Below are 16,082 nucleotides of genomic sequence, written 5' to 3'. Positions count from 1 at the left end.
TTTGTTTTTCTATTGGCTTAACGACGTTTGCGGTAGCGGCGTCTAACGGAGTAACGCCACAGAGCGTTAATTGAAAAGTAGCCGCATATTGAGAAGAATATGCCGCAAACTAAACTGCCTAGTAAAAACGAGGGGCCAACGGTGGCGATCAGATGTTCTATGCCTTCCCAAGAAAACTCTATATGCACTTGGGTAATGGCTTTACCCAAGATTGAGGCTCCAACCAGATAACAAAAATAAAAAATAGCGGGGATGGTAAACGGGTTGGACACCCACACTAAGGCCACCGATAAGGGAAGATTAACTTTAAATAATATCGCTAGCGCAGCAGCAATAATCATTTGGGAGGGCAGTGGAATAAAGGCAACAAATAACCCAATAGCAAAGGCACCAGCAGCGGAGCGACGATTTAAATGCCATAAATTAGGGTTGTGTAGCCATTCTCCAAAGAACTTAAGATGCTTGCTGGCTTTCAAGTCTTCAGTCTTAGGAATAAATCGTTGTATCGTCTTTTTTGGCATATAGTTTAGTTACTGATAAAAAACTTTTTATTGCGCATGAATGCCTTTTTACTAGCCAGTTTGCTAGCAATGACTTCGTCGTTAGTCTGGCCAAGCTTGCTTAGCCTGCCTCTTTTATATGTTAGCTGTGTTGCACTGGCTGCTTTACTGTGGAAAAGAAAGCTTTGGGCTGCTGGCTTCATATTTGGGCTATGTTGGATTGGTGTACACGGCATCTATTATCAATCATGGGGGCTCGCTATCCAACAAAAAACGGCCAACTCTAGCATACTTGGTAAAGTCTTGGCAGTTGATAATAATCAATACTGGCAAAAAATCACCGTAGAAATTGATCTGGTTAATGCTAAACATAGTATAGCGTGGTGGAAGCCTAAATTAATTTTATATTCTGCGCTTAAAAAGCCAGCAACATCCTTGCAAGTGGGTCAAGTTATTCATGGAACGGCCAAGCTGAAGCCCGCTTATGCTAACGTTAATCCCGCAGGGTTTAACTATGCCAGATGGCTGTTATCAAAAAATATTGTAGGGCGTGGCAGTTTGCTTGACTTTCAAGTCATCGATGCGAGTAGTGAGTGGCGAGAGCCTGCGCTGCAGTTGATGGCTGAGAAGTTAAAAGCTTATCAGCATGGCGGCGAGATCTTGGCTCTGATGGTGGGGGATAAACGCTTATTAAGCCAGTCACGGATTAGTCTCTATCAACGTTCCGGTTTAGGTCACTTATTTGTTTTATCCGGCTTGCACCTTGGCATTGCCGCATTTTGGTCTTGGTTGTTGTTTCGAGGGTTTTGTCGTGGTGTAAAACTTCGCTCTGAATCGCTGCCTTTGTTACTTAGTTTGTTGAGCTGTTTACTCTACTGTTGGCTGGCGAACTGGCCGCTGTCAATGATGCGTGCTTGGTTAATGTATGCTTGTTTGTTGTTGTTCTTCCTGCTGGGTGAGCGACGCCGCCCTGTTAGCGCACTGTTGGTGAGTGCTTTTATTATTATGCTGCTTTGGCCGTTTAGCCTATACAACAACGGCTTTTGGTTATCGTATATTGCCGTTAGTGTGGTTTTATTGTGTTTATGGTGGGGAAGTCGCAGTAAGTGGCAAAGCTTACTGGTTATTCAGTTTGCTCTAGGTCTGGTGATGCTGCCGGTGCAAGTGATGATGTTTGGGGTAGTGCCCAGCTTCGCCTTAGTACTTAACTTGGTTGCGGTGCCTTTATTTAGCTCTTTGTTAGTCCCTCTCACCTTGTTATTAGGAATGTTGAGCTTCAGCCCTTGGTTTGAAGCTCTTGCGGGCATTGTAGATAGTCTATTTAGCCTGTTATATGGCGCTATAGTTTATTTTGAATCAAAGCAAACGCTTAGTTTTAGCAGTCCGGCCTTGCTAAGCGGCCTACTGCTGCTTATGCCTAGCTTTATTCTGGCGCTATTGGTGTTACCTAAAGCAGTTTCTAGAGTATTTCTACTGGCCTCATTATTATTGCCTTCGATGCTTGGCCTGAGCCATTCGACTCAATCTTGGCAGGTTTATGTGTTAGATGTGGGGCAAGGTTTAGCGGTGGTAGTGATGCATCAAGGTGAGGCGCTGATTTATGATACTGGCCCTCGTTATCGTAGTGGTTTTAACCATGCGCAAGCTACCTTGCTTCCTTTGTTAGCCAATCTCTCGGTAAAGCGGGTTCGCGATATTGTGATTAGTCATGGCGATAACGACCATGCTGGCGCACGTTTAGTATTAGAACAAGCCTTTCCTGAGGCAGAGCATCACTATGGTAGGGATCCGCGTTTGCCATCAAGTGGTTGCAGCGGAGCAGAACAATGGGGGCGTTTATCTCTTTCTTATTATATGGCCGAGTTAGGTGATGGTAACAATGGCTCATGTGTATTGTTGATAGATGATGGCCAATACCGCTTGTTACTGAGTGGCGATATCGAAGCAAAAGCCGAGCAACAGTTGCTTGAGCAAGGGTTAGGCAAAGTGAGTTTTTTGCTTAGCCCACATCATGGTAGTGCTAGCTCGTCTTCTAAAGCTTTTGTTGAGGCCTTGCAAGCCGAAGTAGTGATCCACAGCAGTGGCGCGTTTAACCGTTTTAATTTTCCGGCAGATGAGGTACTGGCTCGGTATGCAGACAGCCAACAATTTATTACTGGGCGGGACGGTGCCATTCGACTCAATATTGATGAACGAGCATATCAAGTGCATCTAGAGCGTTATCGAGCGGCGAGTCCATGGTATCAACAAATCATCAGTTGGTGATTTTTCTATAAACCGCTAAACTAAGGCAATTTTTCCGATGGAATAACTCTGTTCTTATGATTCCAGATACAGCTACTGATACAAAAGCTAACTTTCTCCGCTTATTAAGCTACGTAAAAGAACGCAAAATAGGGCTGATTATGGCCATTATCGGCATGATCGGTTATGGCGCGGTTGATACCATGTTTGTCTATTCTATTAAGCCTCTCATCGACGAAGGTTTAACTGGGAAAAACCCTCAGGTTTTAACTTACATGCCTATTTTCGTTTTAGGTATTGTATTGTTAAGGGGATCTGCGGTTTTGCCAGTAGTTATGGCATGGCTTGGGTTGGTGGTCATTTGGTGATGAAAATTCAGCGCCAAATCTTTAACCATTTGATGAGAATGCCAGTGTCGTTTTTTGATAAAAACCCCACCGGTACACTGTTGTCTAAAATTACCTATGATTCAAACCAAGTGAGCACTGCGGCTACCGCGAGCCTAGTTAACTTAGTGCGCGAAGGTGCCACAATTATCGGCTTGCTAACGCTTATGTTTTATAACAGCTGGCAACTGTCATTGATTTTCTTTGTGATTGGTCCGCCGGTAGGCATAGCGATTAACTTTGTGAGTCGCCGTTTTCGTAAAATTAGTACTGGCATGCAGCACGCTGTGGGTAATGTCACGACTACCAGTGAACAAATGCTAAACGGCCATAAGGAAATTCTTTCCTTTGGTGGTCAGCCTAAAGAAGCGCTGCGTTTTGACCATGCCAGTAATATGATTCGTCGTCAGCAAATGAAAATGGCCACGGTATCGGCGATAGCCAACCCTGCGGTACAGTTTATTGCGTCTATTGGTTTAGCGATTGTGTTGTTTGCGGCTTCGTCACCGCAATTGGTTGAGCAGCTTACCGCGGGGACTTTTACCATTATCGTGACTTCTATGATGATGTTACTGAAGCCCTTAAAGGTGATTACTCAGTTAAATAATGATGTGCAAAAAGCCATGGCGGCCTGTACCAGTTTATTTACTTTGTTAGATATGGAACCAGAACCTGATAGCGGCACTTATACCACTCCTCGAGCCAAAGGGGCTATTCGTTTAAACAAGGTTGAATTTAAATATCCCACCAAGAATCAAATGGTGTTAAAAGGTATTGATTTGACCATAGAAGCCGGGCAAACCGTCGCCTTGGTTGGGCGTTCAGGTAGCGGTAAGACAACCATTGCCTCCTTATTACCGAGGTTTTATGAGGCCACCAGTGGTCAAGTATTACTGGATGAGCGCCCAGTTGAAGAATACCAACTCGATAATTTGCGCGAGCAATTTGCTCAGGTATCGCAGACGGTTCATTTGTTCAGTGGCAGTGTGGCCGACAACATTGGTTATGCAAAGGCAAGTGCAACTCGCGAAGAAATAGAACAAGTTGCAGAAATCGCCAATGTGACCAGTTTTGTAGAAAACTTTGAAGAAGGCTTCGATACCATAATTGGAGAAAAAGGGGTGATGTTATCGGGCGGCCAGCGACAACGTATTGCGATTGCTCGTGCCTTATTAAAAGATTCACCAGTATTGATTTTAGACGAAGCGACTTCGGCCTTGGATACGGAATCAGAGCGAAAAATTCAACAAGCCATCGATAAAGTATGTGCCGACCGCACCGCGATTGTGATTGCTCACCGCCTGTCTACTATTGAAAGCGCCGATAAGATTGTGGTGTTAGACGAGGGGCAAGTGGTGGAGCAGGGCACGCATAAAGAGCTGTTAGCCAAACAAGGGGCTTACTATCAACTACATCAAATTCAGTTTGGTGAGCGTTAGTGAAATTTTGGTATCAAAATAAACGCCAGCACTTTTTCAAGCTGGCGTTATTGCTGCCCTTAAGTTATCTGTTTCGTTGTTTAGCCAAGTGTAGGCGCTTCGCCTATGCTCGCTTTCTCACCAGTTATCGCAGCCCAGTACCAGTGGTAGTGGTCGGTAATATCAGCGTAGGTGGGAACGGTAAAACTCCGGTGGTACTTGCGCTGGTGGAACAAGCGCAAGCACGTGGCTATAGGCCTGGAGTCGTGAGCCGCGGTTATGGCGCTAAAGCCCCCAGTTATCCTTATGTGGTTAATCAGCAAAGTCTTGCAAAACACTGTGGTGATGAACCGCTGCTGATCCACTTACGAACTCAATGTCCGGTCGTGGTAGACCCTAAACGTAGTCAAGCTTGTGAAAAGCTGCTGGAGTTGGGGTGGACTTGATTATTTGTGATGATGGTTTGCAGCACTATGCGCTGCAGCGTGATATAGAAATAGTGGTGATTGAAGCTCAGCGTGGTTTAGGCAATCAATTATGTTTACCTGCCGGCCCCTTACGCGAACCGCCACAGCGCTTGAGCAGCGTGGACATGATTATTACCAATGGTGAGCCGGCATTTTCAGAGCAAAGTTATTTATTGCAGCTAACCCCCTGTGCTTTGCGTCGAGTCGCCGACGGAGCGCCTTATTTGGGCACTAAGCAGTTTGATGCCGCGATGGCTGGGATTGGTAATCCACAACGCTTTTTTGACTCTTTAGCTTCTTTAAACTGTACTGCTCAGCAGCAGATTAGCTTAAGTGACCATCGAGAGCTTAGTCGTGAACAATATCAAGAATTACATTCAAAACGTCTCATTATGACCGAGAAAGATGCCATCAAATATCGGGCAAGTGCTGGAGCAGAGTGGGTCTATTTACCCGTAGATAGCTTATTATCCGATACTTTTTATCAGCGCTTTTTCTCTTTATTACAGGAAAAACAGCATGTCAGTAGAACATAACGTATTAGAAATTGTGGCCTGTCCTCTGTGCAAAGGAAAACTGCACTATGACAAGCCAAATAACGAATTGGTTTGCAAGTTTGACCGTTTGGCTTATCCGATCAACGATGCTATTCCAGTATTGTTGGTTAATGAAGCGCGTGAAATGTCCGCTAACGAGTTACCACAATGAGTTTTGTTGTCGTTATTCCTGCGCGTTATCAGTCGAGTCGCTTACCCGGTAAACCGCTGCAGGATATTGCTGGCAAATCCATGATAGAGCGGGTTTATCTGCAGGCCAAACAATCTGGTGCTGAGCGGGTGGTGATTGCCACCGATGATAAGCGCATTGTGGATGCGGCAAATGATTTTGGGGCCGAAGTGGTACTCACTGCTACAACCCATGAGTCGGGCACTGAACGTTTGGCGGAAGTATGTCAAAAACTGAACTTTGCCGATGATACCATTGTGGTAAACGTGCAAGGGGATGAGCCTTTAATTCCCCCTGCGGTGGTTAGCCAAGTGGCGCAGCTATTAGTAGAAGCGCCTGAGGTTAAAATGGCCAGTTTGTCTGTTCCCATTGACGAGCCAGAAGATATTCTGGACCCCAATGTGGTGAAAGTAGTGTGTGATAAACAGCAACATGCCTTGTATTTTAGTCGTGCAGCCGTGCCTTTCGAGCGGGATGGTAATTGGAGTAATGAGCATTATTCTCGGCATATTGGTATTTATGCTTACCGCGCTCATTTCATCGGCGAGTATATTCAGTTAGCTCCGTCGCCACTTGAAAAAATAGAGAAGCTTGAGCAGTTGCGAGTACTTTGGCACGGTGAAAAAATTAAGATGGCACGCGCCTCTGAAATACCAGCCCATGGGGTGGATACGCCAGAGGACTTAGCCAAAGTGCGTGCCTTGTTTAATTAGCCCTTAGTTATGATAGAGATGAAATGAATTACCTTCCTTTAAGCGAACATAAGAAAGCTTGGATATTTAAACGCAGTGATTTACCCATTAGTGAATCAGATGCGCAAGCGATTAAGCCAATGACTGAGGCGCGCGCTACCTTGTTATGGAAGGAGCAGATTAGCAAGCAGGTCGATCACCCAGATTTTTTTCGTAAAGGGGATTGGCCGTTTAGCATCGAAACATGGAGCGCTCAAGGTAACTGGGAAGAAGTGTGGGATAGCGAACAAGCTGATATGCCCGAAGAACTATTAACACATTTAAACTGGCAAGATAATACCGTGGTGTATTATTGCAACGACCAACAAAGTATCATCGAAACCACTTGGGCGGTATTCAAACGTTGTTGGAAAAATTTCTTGTTTATGGATGATGGCGCCTTATTGATCGCCAAAAAACGCAATGAAGTGGCCCAGTTTATGGCTAACGGGACTTACCGTTATGGGACTAAACCCTAGTTATTCATAGTGAGTTTGATATAAAAAAACCGAAGCTCTGCTTCGGTTTTTTTAGATATTGCTCAGTTTACTTAAACGGACGTTGAGGTTCGCCGGTATAAAGCTGACGAGGACGACCGATACGTTGGGTCGGTTCTTCCATCATTTCCTTCCAATGGGCAATCCAACCAACAGTACGTGACAGAGCAAAGATAACCGTAAACATACTTACTGGAATACCAATGGCTTTAAGCACGATGCCTGAGTAGAAGTCCACATTGGGGAATAATTTCTTCTCTTTGAAGTAAGGGTCAGAAAGTGCAATACGTTCTAACTCCATTGCAACATCGAGTAGGGGATCGTCAATGTTTAATTCGTTCAACACTTCGTGGCAGCTTTCACGCATTACAGTGGCGCGAGGATCGTAGTTTTTATACACACGATGGCCAAAGCCCATTAAGCGGAATGGGTCATTCTTATCTTTAGCACGAGCGATAAACTCTGGAATACGATCAACCGAGCCGATCTCTTCCAACATATTCAAACAGGCTTCATTAGCGCCACCATGAGCAGGTCCCCATAGGCAAGCAATACCAGCGGCAATACAGGCAAAGGGGTTAGCGCCAGATGAACCAGCTAAACGCACGGTTGATGTTGAAGCATTTTGTTCATGGTCTGCATGAAGAGTAAAGATGCGATCCATAGCGCGCTCAACAACGGCGCTAATTTTGTACTCTTCAGTTGGAACAGAGAACATCATATTGAGGAAGTTTGCCGCGTAGCTTAAATCGTTGCGCGGATAAACAAAGGGTTGGCCTGCTGAATATTTGTAACTCATTGCCGCCAATGTTGGCATTTTTGAAATGAGTCGGTAGGCCGCAATTTCGCGATGACGTTCGTTGGTGATATCCATCGAGTCGTGATAGAAGGCTGATAGCGCTCCTACTACACCCACCATAATGGCCATTGGGTGGGAATCTCGGCGGAAACCTTGGAAAAAGTGAATCAGTTGCTCATGCACCATAGTGTGGCGAGTGACTGTGGTTTTAAACTTGGCGTATTGCTCTACGTTCGGTCTTTCGCCGAATAATAAGATATAACAAACTTCAAGATAGTCAGCATGTTTTGCTAGGTCCTCAATTGAGTACCCACGGTGCAACAAGATCCCTTGTTCGCCGTCAATATAAGTGATCTTCGATTCGCACGAAGCGGTGGCTAAGAAGCCAGGATCAAAAGTGAAATAACCTTTTTTTCCAAGAGTTCGAACATCAATTACGTCATGTCCAGCTGTTCCAGAGATAATCGGCATATCGTATGCGTCTTGTCCTGGCAGCTTGAGGGTGGCTTTATTTTCAGCCATAGCACGTCTCCCTTGCTTATTCTAATTGGTATTGTTCTTTGGATACAAAGTGCAGCACATTCTGACCTAGAACAAGGTTAAATGTCAATTAGCGCTCGTTGTGAATTATAGTGACTTATAGCCATTTTGTTAAAATTTAGGATCAAGATGGCCGTTTCGTTGCGTTAAATTAGCTAAATGAAGGAATTGTTAATTGTATTTGCATAAGTCGAGCGTTATACTTTGTCTGAAGTATGGCGCTAGACCGAGCATTTTTTGCGCAATATAAACGTTAGTTTTTATACTTTAGTCTAATTTTAAGCCTTAAGTTCACAAAATTAACATTATCGCAACGCTTTACTCTGTCCAGGGCCTGACTTAAACACCATAATAAAAACTCAAGGAACTGAGTGGGCAGAGAATCGTGAAAACAAAACAAAGACCAGTAAACCTCGACCTACAAACCATCCGATTTCCCATCACTGCAATCGCATCTATCTTGCACCGTGTTTCCGGTGTGATTACCTTTTTCGCGTTAGCTATTCTACTTGGCCTACTTGCTGAATCCCTTCAGTCAGCAGAAGGCTTTGCAAATGTTCAGTCCATTTTAGACAACTTCCTCGTGAAGTTGATTATTTGGGCTAGCTTAAGCGCGTTGATGTATCACATTGTTGGTGGAATACGTCACTTGATAATGGATTTAGGCTATTGGGAGGAGCTAGATAGTGGCGCATCTAGCGCTAAAATCTCGTTCGTTATCACTGCTGTTCTAGCGGTATTAATGGGAGTAATCGTATGGTAACTAATGCTGCAACTTTCGGCCGTAGTGGCGTACATGATTTTTTACTGATACGTGCGACCGCTATTATCTTAACCCTATATACCATTTACCTGTTGGGTTTCTTCATTTTTAACGATGTTGATTACCAATCTTGGAGTGGCTTTTTTGCTTGGCTTCCAACCAAAGTCTTTACCTTACTTGCTTTGCTATCGATGTTAATACACGCATGGATTGGTCTATGGCAAGTATTGACCGATTACGTTAAATGCACCGCATTGCGTATTGGTTTACAGTTTTCTTTAACAGTACTGGCGCTAGTTTATGTAGCGACTGGTCTGTTCATCATTTGGGGGTAAGTCGAGTGGCCATTTCTATTCGAGAATTCGATGCCGTAGTAATCGGCGCTGGCGGTGCAGGTATGCGTGCTGCCTTACAAATTTCAGAAGAGGGCAAATCTTGCGCTCTTATATCAAAAGTATTTCCTACCCGTTCTCATACCGTTTCGGCGCAAGGCGGGATCACTGTTGCTTTAGGTAATTCACATAAAGATAACTGGCAGTGGCACATGTACGATACCGTTAAAGGTTCAGATTACATTGGTGACCAAGACGCCATTGAATATATGTGTAACGTCGGTCCTCAAGTGGTGATTGAACTAGAAAAAATGGGCTTGCCATTTTCTCGTTTCGATAATGGTTCTATTTACCAACGGCCTTTTGGTGGTCAGTCTAAAGAGTTTGGCGGTGAACAAGCCGCCCGCACAGCAGCTGCTGCTGACCGAACTGGACATGCTTTATTGCATACGCTTTACCAACAAAATGTGAAGAAAAAAACCACCATCTTTTCTGAATGGTATGCCTTAGATTTGGTGAAAAATGCCGATGGTGATGTGGTGGGCTGTACCGCTATGGATATCGATAGCGGCGAAGTAGTCTACTTTAAGGCTAAGGCTACGGTATTGGCTACTGGTGGTGCAGGGCGAATTTTTGCTTCTACCACTAATGCGCACATTAATACTGGTGATGGCGTAGGCATGGCATTACGTGCTGGCGTGCCGATTCAAGATATGGAAATGTGGCAATTTCATCCAACTGGTATTGCCGGTGCCGGGGTCTTAGTGACCGAAGGTTGTCGTGGTGAAGGTGGTTATCTACTTAATAAAGATGGTGAACGCTTCATGGAGCGTTACGCGCCAAACGCTAAAGATTTGGCCGGACGAGACGTGGTTGCCCGCTCTATGATGACCGAAATCCGCGAAGGTCGTGGTTGCGATGGCCCTTGGGGCACTCACATTAAGCTTAAGTTAGACCATTTAGGTGAAGAGGTGCTAGAGAGCCGTTTGCCTGGTATTTGTGAGTTATCTCGAACCTTTGCTCATGTCGACCCAGTGAAAGAGCCTATTCCAGTGATTCCAACCTGTCACTACCAGATGGGCGGTATCCCTTGTAACGTAAATGGTCAGGCCATTAAACAAAATGACAAAGGCGAAGACGAAATCGTAAATGGTTTATTTGCGGTTGGCGAAATTGCCTGTGTATCGGTGCACGGGGCTAACCGCTTAGGCGGTAACTCGTTGTTAGATTTGGTGGTATTTGGCCGAGCTGCAGGTAAATTCCTTGGTGAATATTTAAGCCGTGATATTAACATGGCCGATGCAAGTGAAGCTGAGTTAGAAGCTGCGATGGCACGTTATAACCGTTGGGAAAACTCGACTCCTGATGGTGAAGACCCAGTACAAATTCGCAAAGACCTACAGCAATGTATGCAACTCAACTTCTCGGTATTCCGCGAAGGGGATGCCATGGCTCAAGGGCTGCAAGAGCTTCAAGAAATTCGCAAACGCCTTGCTAATGCGCGTTTAGATGATAAATCAAAAGACTTTAATACTCAGCGAGTAGAATGCTTAGAGTTAGACAACTTGATGGCCACAGCCATTGCTACTGCTCATGCGGCTAACTTCCGCACTGAAAGCCGTGGAGCTCACAGTCGCTTTGATTATCCAGATCGCGATGATGCCAATTGGCTATGCCATTCACTGTTTGACCCAGAAACAGAAACTATGGGACGTCGTGAAGTGAATATGTCACCAAACCTACGCGAAGCTTTCGAACCGAAAGTTCGTACATATTAAGGAGGCGGCTATGAACGTTACTTTTTCTCTATACCGCTATAATCCTGATACAGATAGCAAACCAAGCATGAAGTCATATCAGCTTGAGGTCCCAGAAGGCTCTGATATGATGGTACTTGATGCGCTGATTTTGCTTAAAGAACAAGACCCTAGTATCGCTTTTCGCCGCTCATGTCGGGAAGGGGTTTGTGGTTCAGACGGCATTAATATGAATGGTAAAAATGGCTTAGCCTGTATTACTCCTTTATCCGATTTATTAGGTAAAGGTGATATTGTAATTCGTCCGCTGCCTGGTTTGCCGGTCATTCGTGATTTAGTGGTAGATATGGGACAGTTTTACGATAACTACGCACGAATTAAGCCTTATTTAATTAATGATGGGCAGATGCCGCCCGCTCGTGAAAACTTGCAAAGCCCTGAAGAGCGCGAAAAACTAGATGGCATGTACGAGTGTATTCTATGTGCATGTTGTTCAACTTCGTGTCCTTCTTTCTGGTGGAACCCTGACAAATTTGTCGGACCAGCGGGCTTGCTTGCTGCTTATCGCTGGCTGGCGGACAGTCGTGATACCGCAACTGATGAACGACTTTCAGAATTAGACGATGCATTCAGTGTATTCCGCTGCCATGGCATTATGAATTGTGTGAGTGTTTGTCCTAAAGGATTAAACCCGACCAAAGCTATCGGCCATATTAAGTCGATGCTGATAAAACGGGCTGTTTAGCTAAAAAGTTAATTTTTTAAAATTAGCTGGATCTAAATAGCCATTTTACCTCGGTAGGATGGCTATTTTTTTATAAAACCCTATAAAGTCATACAGTGACGTAGAAAATAAAGGGATAGCGTTTAAATGCAAAATGGCGTAATGAAAGCCTGGCTAGAGTCCTCGCATTTAGCTGGTGCTAATTCAACCTATGTGGAAGACCTCTACGAGGCATTTTTAGAAGATCCATCTTCTGTATCCGAACAATGGCAGGATGTTTTTGCCGAACTTCCAGCTGTTGATGGTCACCCTGAAGACACCCCCCACGCTCCAATTCGAGATTACTTTCGCCGTTTAGCGAAAGACACGTCTCGATTTAGTTCTCCGGTTGAAGATCCTCAACACGGGGCTAAACAAGTTAAAGTATTGCAGTTGATTAACGCTTATCGCTTTCGTGGCCATCAGCATGCGCAACTCGATCCTCTAGGCTTGTGGCAACAAGAGCGGGTGCCAGATCTTTCCCCCGAGTTTCACTCTTTAGATAGTGCAGACTTTGAAGAAACCTTTAACGTGGGTTCTTATGCCATAGGTAAAGAAACCATGGCCTTAAAAGACTTACACCGTTCTTTATTAAAGACCTATTGTGGTTCTATCGGTGCAGAGTACATGCACATTACTGATACTGAAGAAAAGCGCTGGATCCAAAGCCGCTTAGAAGCAGTGGAAGGCCAAGGTGAGTTCACTAAAGAAGATCAACTACGGTTTCTTAAAAGTTTAACGGCTGCCGAAGGTTTAGAGAAATATCTAGGCGCTAAGTTTCCAGGAGCAAAGCGTTTTTCTCTAGAAGGCGGCGATAGCTTACTGGTGATGCTAAAAGAGATTGTGCGCTCTGCCGGAACCCAAGGGACTAAAGAAGTTGTTATTGGCATGGCCCACCGGGGTCGCTTGAATGTGCTGGTAAATGTGCTCGGTAAAAATCCTTCTGAGTTATTTGATGAGTTTGCCGGTAAACATGATGAGACATGGGGAACCGGTGATGTTAAATACCACCAAGGTTTCAGCTCCGACTTTGCTACCCCCGGTGGCAATGTGCATATGTCTTTGGCTTTTAACCCTTCACACTTAGAGATTGTTAATCCGGTGGTAATGGGTTCGGTTCGTGCTCGACAAGATAGACGCGACGGTGAGAATTGTTTACCTATTACTATTCACGGCGATTCGGCTATCGCGGGGCAAGGTGTGGTTCAAGAAACCTTCAATATGTCTCAGGCGCGTGGTTTTAAGGTAGGCGGTACCGTACGTATTGTGGTGAATAACCAAGTGGGCTTTACTACTTCAAACCCCCGAGATACCCGTTCAACTCAATACTGTACAGATATTGCTAAAATGGTTCAGGCACCGATTTTCCATGTAAATGGTGATGACCCTGAAGCTGTGGCTTTTGTTAGTCAGATGGCACTGGATTTTCGCAATACCTTTAAGCGTGATGTGGTGATTGACTTGGTATGTTACCGCCGTCATGGCCATAACGAAGCCGATGAGCCGAATGCAACCCAGCCTTTGATGTACCAAAAAATCAAGAAACACCCAACACCGCGTAAGGTATACGCAGATATGTTGGCGGCTCGTGGTCAATTAGATAGCGCTGATGCGACTGCTTTGGTTAATGAATACCGCGATCAACTCGATAACGGTGATTGCGTAGTGGAAGAGTGGCGTCCAATGACACAACATAGTGTTGATTGGCGACCTTATCTTGGTCATGAATGGGATATGGCCTACGACTCGTCTTTACCCATTGATGTGGTGAGAGAATTAGGTGAAAAAATTACTCGTTTGCCTGAAAATCATAAGTTACATCCTCGGGTTAAAAAAATCATTGATGATCGAGTACTAATGGCTAGAGGTGAAAAGCTGGTTGACTGGGGTTTTGCCGAAAATCTCGCTTATGCTAGCTTACTCGACGCTAAAAACAATATTCGTCTCACAGGGCAAGACTCTGGCCGTGGTACTTTCTTCCACCGCCATGCGGTACTGCATAATCAAAATGATGCTTCCACTTATGTGCCTTTGAAAAATCTATCTGAGGGGCAGGGCCATTTAGCCTTGTTTGACTCGGTGTTATCGGAAGAAGCGGTATTGGCCTTTGAATATGGTTACAGTACTGCAGAGCCTTCGACCCTGGTTATCTGGGAAGCTCAGTTTGGTGACTTTGCCAATGGTGCGCAGGTGGTTATCGACCAGTTTTTATCTTCTGGTGAGCAGAAGTGGGGGCGGATGTGTGGCTTAGTTATGTTGCTGCCTCATGGTTATGAGGGGCAGGGGCCTGAGCACTCGTCAGCGCGTTTAGAGCGTTATTTGCAATTATGTGCTGAGCACAACATGCAAGTATGTGTGCCTTCAACACCGGCTCAAGTCTATCACATGCTGCGTCGCCAACAGGTTCGTCCGATGCGTCGTCCTTTGGTGGTTATGTCACCTAAATCATTGTTACGTCATCCCCTTGCGGTGTCTAGTTTGGAAGAGCTCGCCGAGGGGCAGTTCCAGAATGCTATTGGAGAGGTGGATGAGCTTGACCCTAGCCAAGTTCGTCAGGTGGTGATGTGTTCTGGTAAGGTTTATTACGACTTATTAGAGCAACGCCGTAAATCTGAGCAAAATGATGTTGCTTTGATTCGAATCGAACAGCTATATCCGTTCCCAGATCAAGAAGTAAAACAAATTCTGGAACAATATCAACATGTTGAACGGTTTGTTTGGTGTCAAGAAGAGCCATTAAACCAAGGTGCGTGGTATAGTAGCCAGCATCACTTTAAATCTGTTATCCCTGCAGGGGCAGAGTTACGTTACGCTGGTCGTCCGGCTTCGGCATCTCCAGCAGTAGGGTATATGTCTCTTCACTTAAAACAACAACGCGCCCTCGTTACTGACGCGTTGACTGTTGAATAATAAAGAATAAAGGAAGCCTTAATGAGCATTGAAATTAAAGTGCCTGACCTACCCGAATCAGTAGCCGATGCAACGATTGCTACGTGGCATAAGCAGCCGGGCGATTCGGTAGAACGAGATGAAGTTATTGTTGATATTGAAACGGATAAAGTTGTTCTTGAAGTACCCGCGATGGAATCGGGTGTGCTTGAGGAGATAATTGAAGCCGAAGGCGCGACCGTACTTGGCCAACAAGTCATTGGTAAAATGAAAGCCGGTGCGGTAGCTGGTGAAGAAGTCAGCTCAAAAGCTGAAGAGCCAAGTGAAGCTCCTAGCGATAAGGCCGTCAATGATGAGTTATCACCTTCTGTTCGTCGCCTTGTTGCCGAGAAAGGGGTAGACATCGCTAAGGTGAAAGGCACTGGTCAAGGTGGACGAATTACCAAAGAAGACATAGAAGCCTATCTAGCTAAACCAGCAGAAGCGCAAGCGACTAAAGCTGCCGAGGCCGCGCCACAAGCGCCATTGTCTTCTCGCAGTGAAAAACGCGTAGCTATGACGCGTTTACGTAAGCGGGTAGCAGAGCGTTTATTAGAAGCTAAAAATACCACAGCCATGTTAACTACCTTTAATGAAGTGAACATGAAACCCATCATGAGCCTGCGTAAGCAATATCAAGATGTATTTGAAAAACGTCATGATATTCGTCTTGGTTTTATGTCTTTTTATGTAAAAGCGGTGGTGGAAGCATTAAAACGTTACCCAGAGGTAAATGCTTCAATTGATGGCGACGACATTGTTTATCATAACTACTTCGATGTAAGCATCGCGGTATCAACGCCACGAGGTCTAGTTACTCCAGTGCTTCGTGACTGTGATTTACTCAGTGTTGCCGACATCGAAAAAGGTATTCGTGAGCTAGCGATTAAAGGTCGTGACGGTAAGTTAACGGTTGAAGAACTCACCGGGGGAACTTTACCATTACTAACGGCGGTGTGTTTGGTTCTCTAATGTCTACACCTATTATTAATCCTCCGCAAAGTGCGATTTTAGGTATGCATAAGATCCAAGACCGTCCTATGGCGGTAAATGGTCAAGTAGAAATTCTACCAATGATGTACTTAGCATTGTCCTACGATCACCGCTTGGTCGACGGAAAGGAGTCAGTGGGCTTTTTGGTAACCATTAAAGAGTTGCTAGAAGATCCAACGCGTCTATTACTAGACGTATAAACAAGTTTGTTTTGGGCCTGGATTTCAGGCCCTTATTC

Annotated in this window: 13 protein-coding genes and 2 pseudogenes; 13 read left to right on the top strand and 2 right to left on the bottom strand. The window is 45.0% G+C overall.

The features are described from left to right. Positions 1-17: 17 nt before the first annotated feature. Positions 18-521 (bottom strand): DUF2062 domain-containing protein, encoded by a 504-nt coding sequence (locus AR383_RS04015; protein ID WP_055731966.1) that lies wholly within the window; start codon positions 519-521, stop codon positions 18-20. Positions 522-557: 36 nt separating this feature from the next. Between AR383_RS04015 and AR383_RS04010 the strand changes: the two genes are divergently transcribed. From AR383_RS04010 to AR383_RS03985, 7 genes and pseudogenes are all read left to right on the top strand, one after another. Further along, positions 558-2,765 carry a DNA internalization-related competence protein ComEC/Rec2 gene (locus AR383_RS04010; protein WP_055731965.1) on the top strand — a complete coding sequence of 736 codons (2,208 nt, stop codon included), beginning with the start codon at positions 558-560 and terminating at the stop codon, positions 2,763-2,765. Positions 2,766-2,821: 56 nt separating this feature from the next. Next, positions 2,822-4,569 (top strand): annotated as a pseudogene (msbA, locus tag AR383_RS04005) (lipid A export permease/ATP-binding protein MsbA). Continuing rightward, positions 4,569-4,994, top strand: a complete 426-nt coding sequence (gene lpxK, locus AR383_RS22770; RefSeq protein ID WP_250636644.1) for a tetraacyldisaccharide 4'-kinase — start codon at positions 4,569-4,571, stop codon at positions 4,992-4,994. The pseudogene msbA and the gene lpxK (AR383_RS22770) overlap by 1 nt, the downstream one beginning before the upstream one ends. Continuing rightward, positions 4,985-5,551: a tetraacyldisaccharide 4'-kinase gene (lpxK, locus tag AR383_RS22765; protein ID WP_250636643.1), complete on the top strand. Its 567-nt coding sequence runs from the start codon at positions 4,985-4,987 to the stop codon at positions 5,549-5,551. The genes lpxK (AR383_RS22770) and lpxK (AR383_RS22765) overlap by 10 nt, the downstream gene beginning before the upstream one ends. Then, a complete protein-coding gene (locus AR383_RS03995; protein WP_055731964.1) occupies positions 5,535-5,723 on the top strand; it encodes a Trm112 family protein in 189 nt (62 codons plus the stop codon). The genes lpxK (AR383_RS22765) and AR383_RS03995 overlap by 17 nt, the downstream gene beginning before the upstream one ends. Beyond that, entirely contained in the window at positions 5,720-6,454 is a 735-nt protein-coding gene (gene kdsB / locus AR383_RS03990) for a 3-deoxy-manno-octulosonate cytidylyltransferase (RefSeq protein ID WP_055731963.1), read from the top strand. Before AR383_RS03995 ends, kdsB begins: the two co-directional genes overlap by 4 nt. Positions 6,455-6,477: 23 nt before the next feature. Further along, the gene (locus tag AR383_RS03985) at positions 6,478-6,951 is read left to right on the top strand and encodes a DUF2947 family protein (protein ID WP_055731962.1); all 474 of its coding nucleotides are present in this window, start codon (positions 6,478-6,480) and stop codon (positions 6,949-6,951) included. Positions 6,952-7,018: 67 nt separating this feature from the next. Here the strand turns inward: AR383_RS03985 and AR383_RS03980 are convergent, their stop codons facing one another. Beyond that, the gene (locus AR383_RS03980; RefSeq protein WP_055731961.1) at positions 7,019-8,290 is read right to left on the bottom strand and encodes a citrate synthase; all 1,272 of its coding nucleotides are present in this window, start codon (positions 8,288-8,290) and stop codon (positions 7,019-7,021) included. A 400-nt stretch (positions 8,291-8,690) separates the two neighbouring features. On the opposite strand from AR383_RS03980, the gene sdhC reads away from it, so the two are divergent. The 6 genes and pseudogenes from sdhC (at position 8,691) to odhB (ending at position 16,044) form a co-directional block, all read left to right on the top strand. Further along, on the top strand, positions 8,691-9,071 hold the full coding sequence (sdhC, locus tag AR383_RS03975; RefSeq protein WP_055731960.1) for a succinate dehydrogenase cytochrome b556 subunit: 381 nt from the start codon (positions 8,691-8,693) through the stop codon (positions 9,069-9,071). Further along, entirely contained in the window at positions 9,065-9,406 is a 342-nt protein-coding gene (sdhD, locus tag AR383_RS03970) for a succinate dehydrogenase, hydrophobic membrane anchor protein (RefSeq protein WP_055731959.1), read from the top strand. Before sdhC ends, sdhD begins: the two co-directional genes overlap by 7 nt. Before the next feature lie 5 nt (positions 9,407-9,411). After that, complete coding sequence (gene sdhA / locus AR383_RS03965) at positions 9,412-11,181, top strand: succinate dehydrogenase flavoprotein subunit (RefSeq protein ID WP_055731958.1); 1,770 nt, start codon at positions 9,412-9,414, stop codon at positions 11,179-11,181. A gap of 10 nt (positions 11,182-11,191) precedes the next feature. Then, positions 11,192-11,905: a succinate dehydrogenase iron-sulfur subunit gene (locus AR383_RS03960; RefSeq protein WP_055731957.1), complete on the top strand. Its 714-nt coding sequence runs from the start codon at positions 11,192-11,194 to the stop codon at positions 11,903-11,905. A 126-nt stretch (positions 11,906-12,031) separates the two neighbouring features. Continuing rightward, on the top strand, positions 12,032-14,833 hold the full coding sequence (sucA, locus tag AR383_RS03955; RefSeq protein WP_055731956.1) for a 2-oxoglutarate dehydrogenase E1 component: 2,802 nt from the start codon (positions 12,032-12,034) through the stop codon (positions 14,831-14,833). A 21-nt stretch (positions 14,834-14,854) separates the two neighbouring features. Beyond that, positions 14,855-16,044 (top strand): annotated as a pseudogene (odhB, locus tag AR383_RS03950) (2-oxoglutarate dehydrogenase complex dihydrolipoyllysine-residue succinyltransferase). Positions 16,045-16,082 lie beyond the last annotated feature (38 nt).

Source organism: Agarivorans gilvus, from assembly GCF_001420915.1.
GTDB lineage: Bacteria > Pseudomonadota > Gammaproteobacteria > Enterobacterales > Celerinatantimonadaceae > Agarivorans > Agarivorans gilvus.
This window is presented reverse-complemented; position numbering and strand designations above follow the sequence as displayed.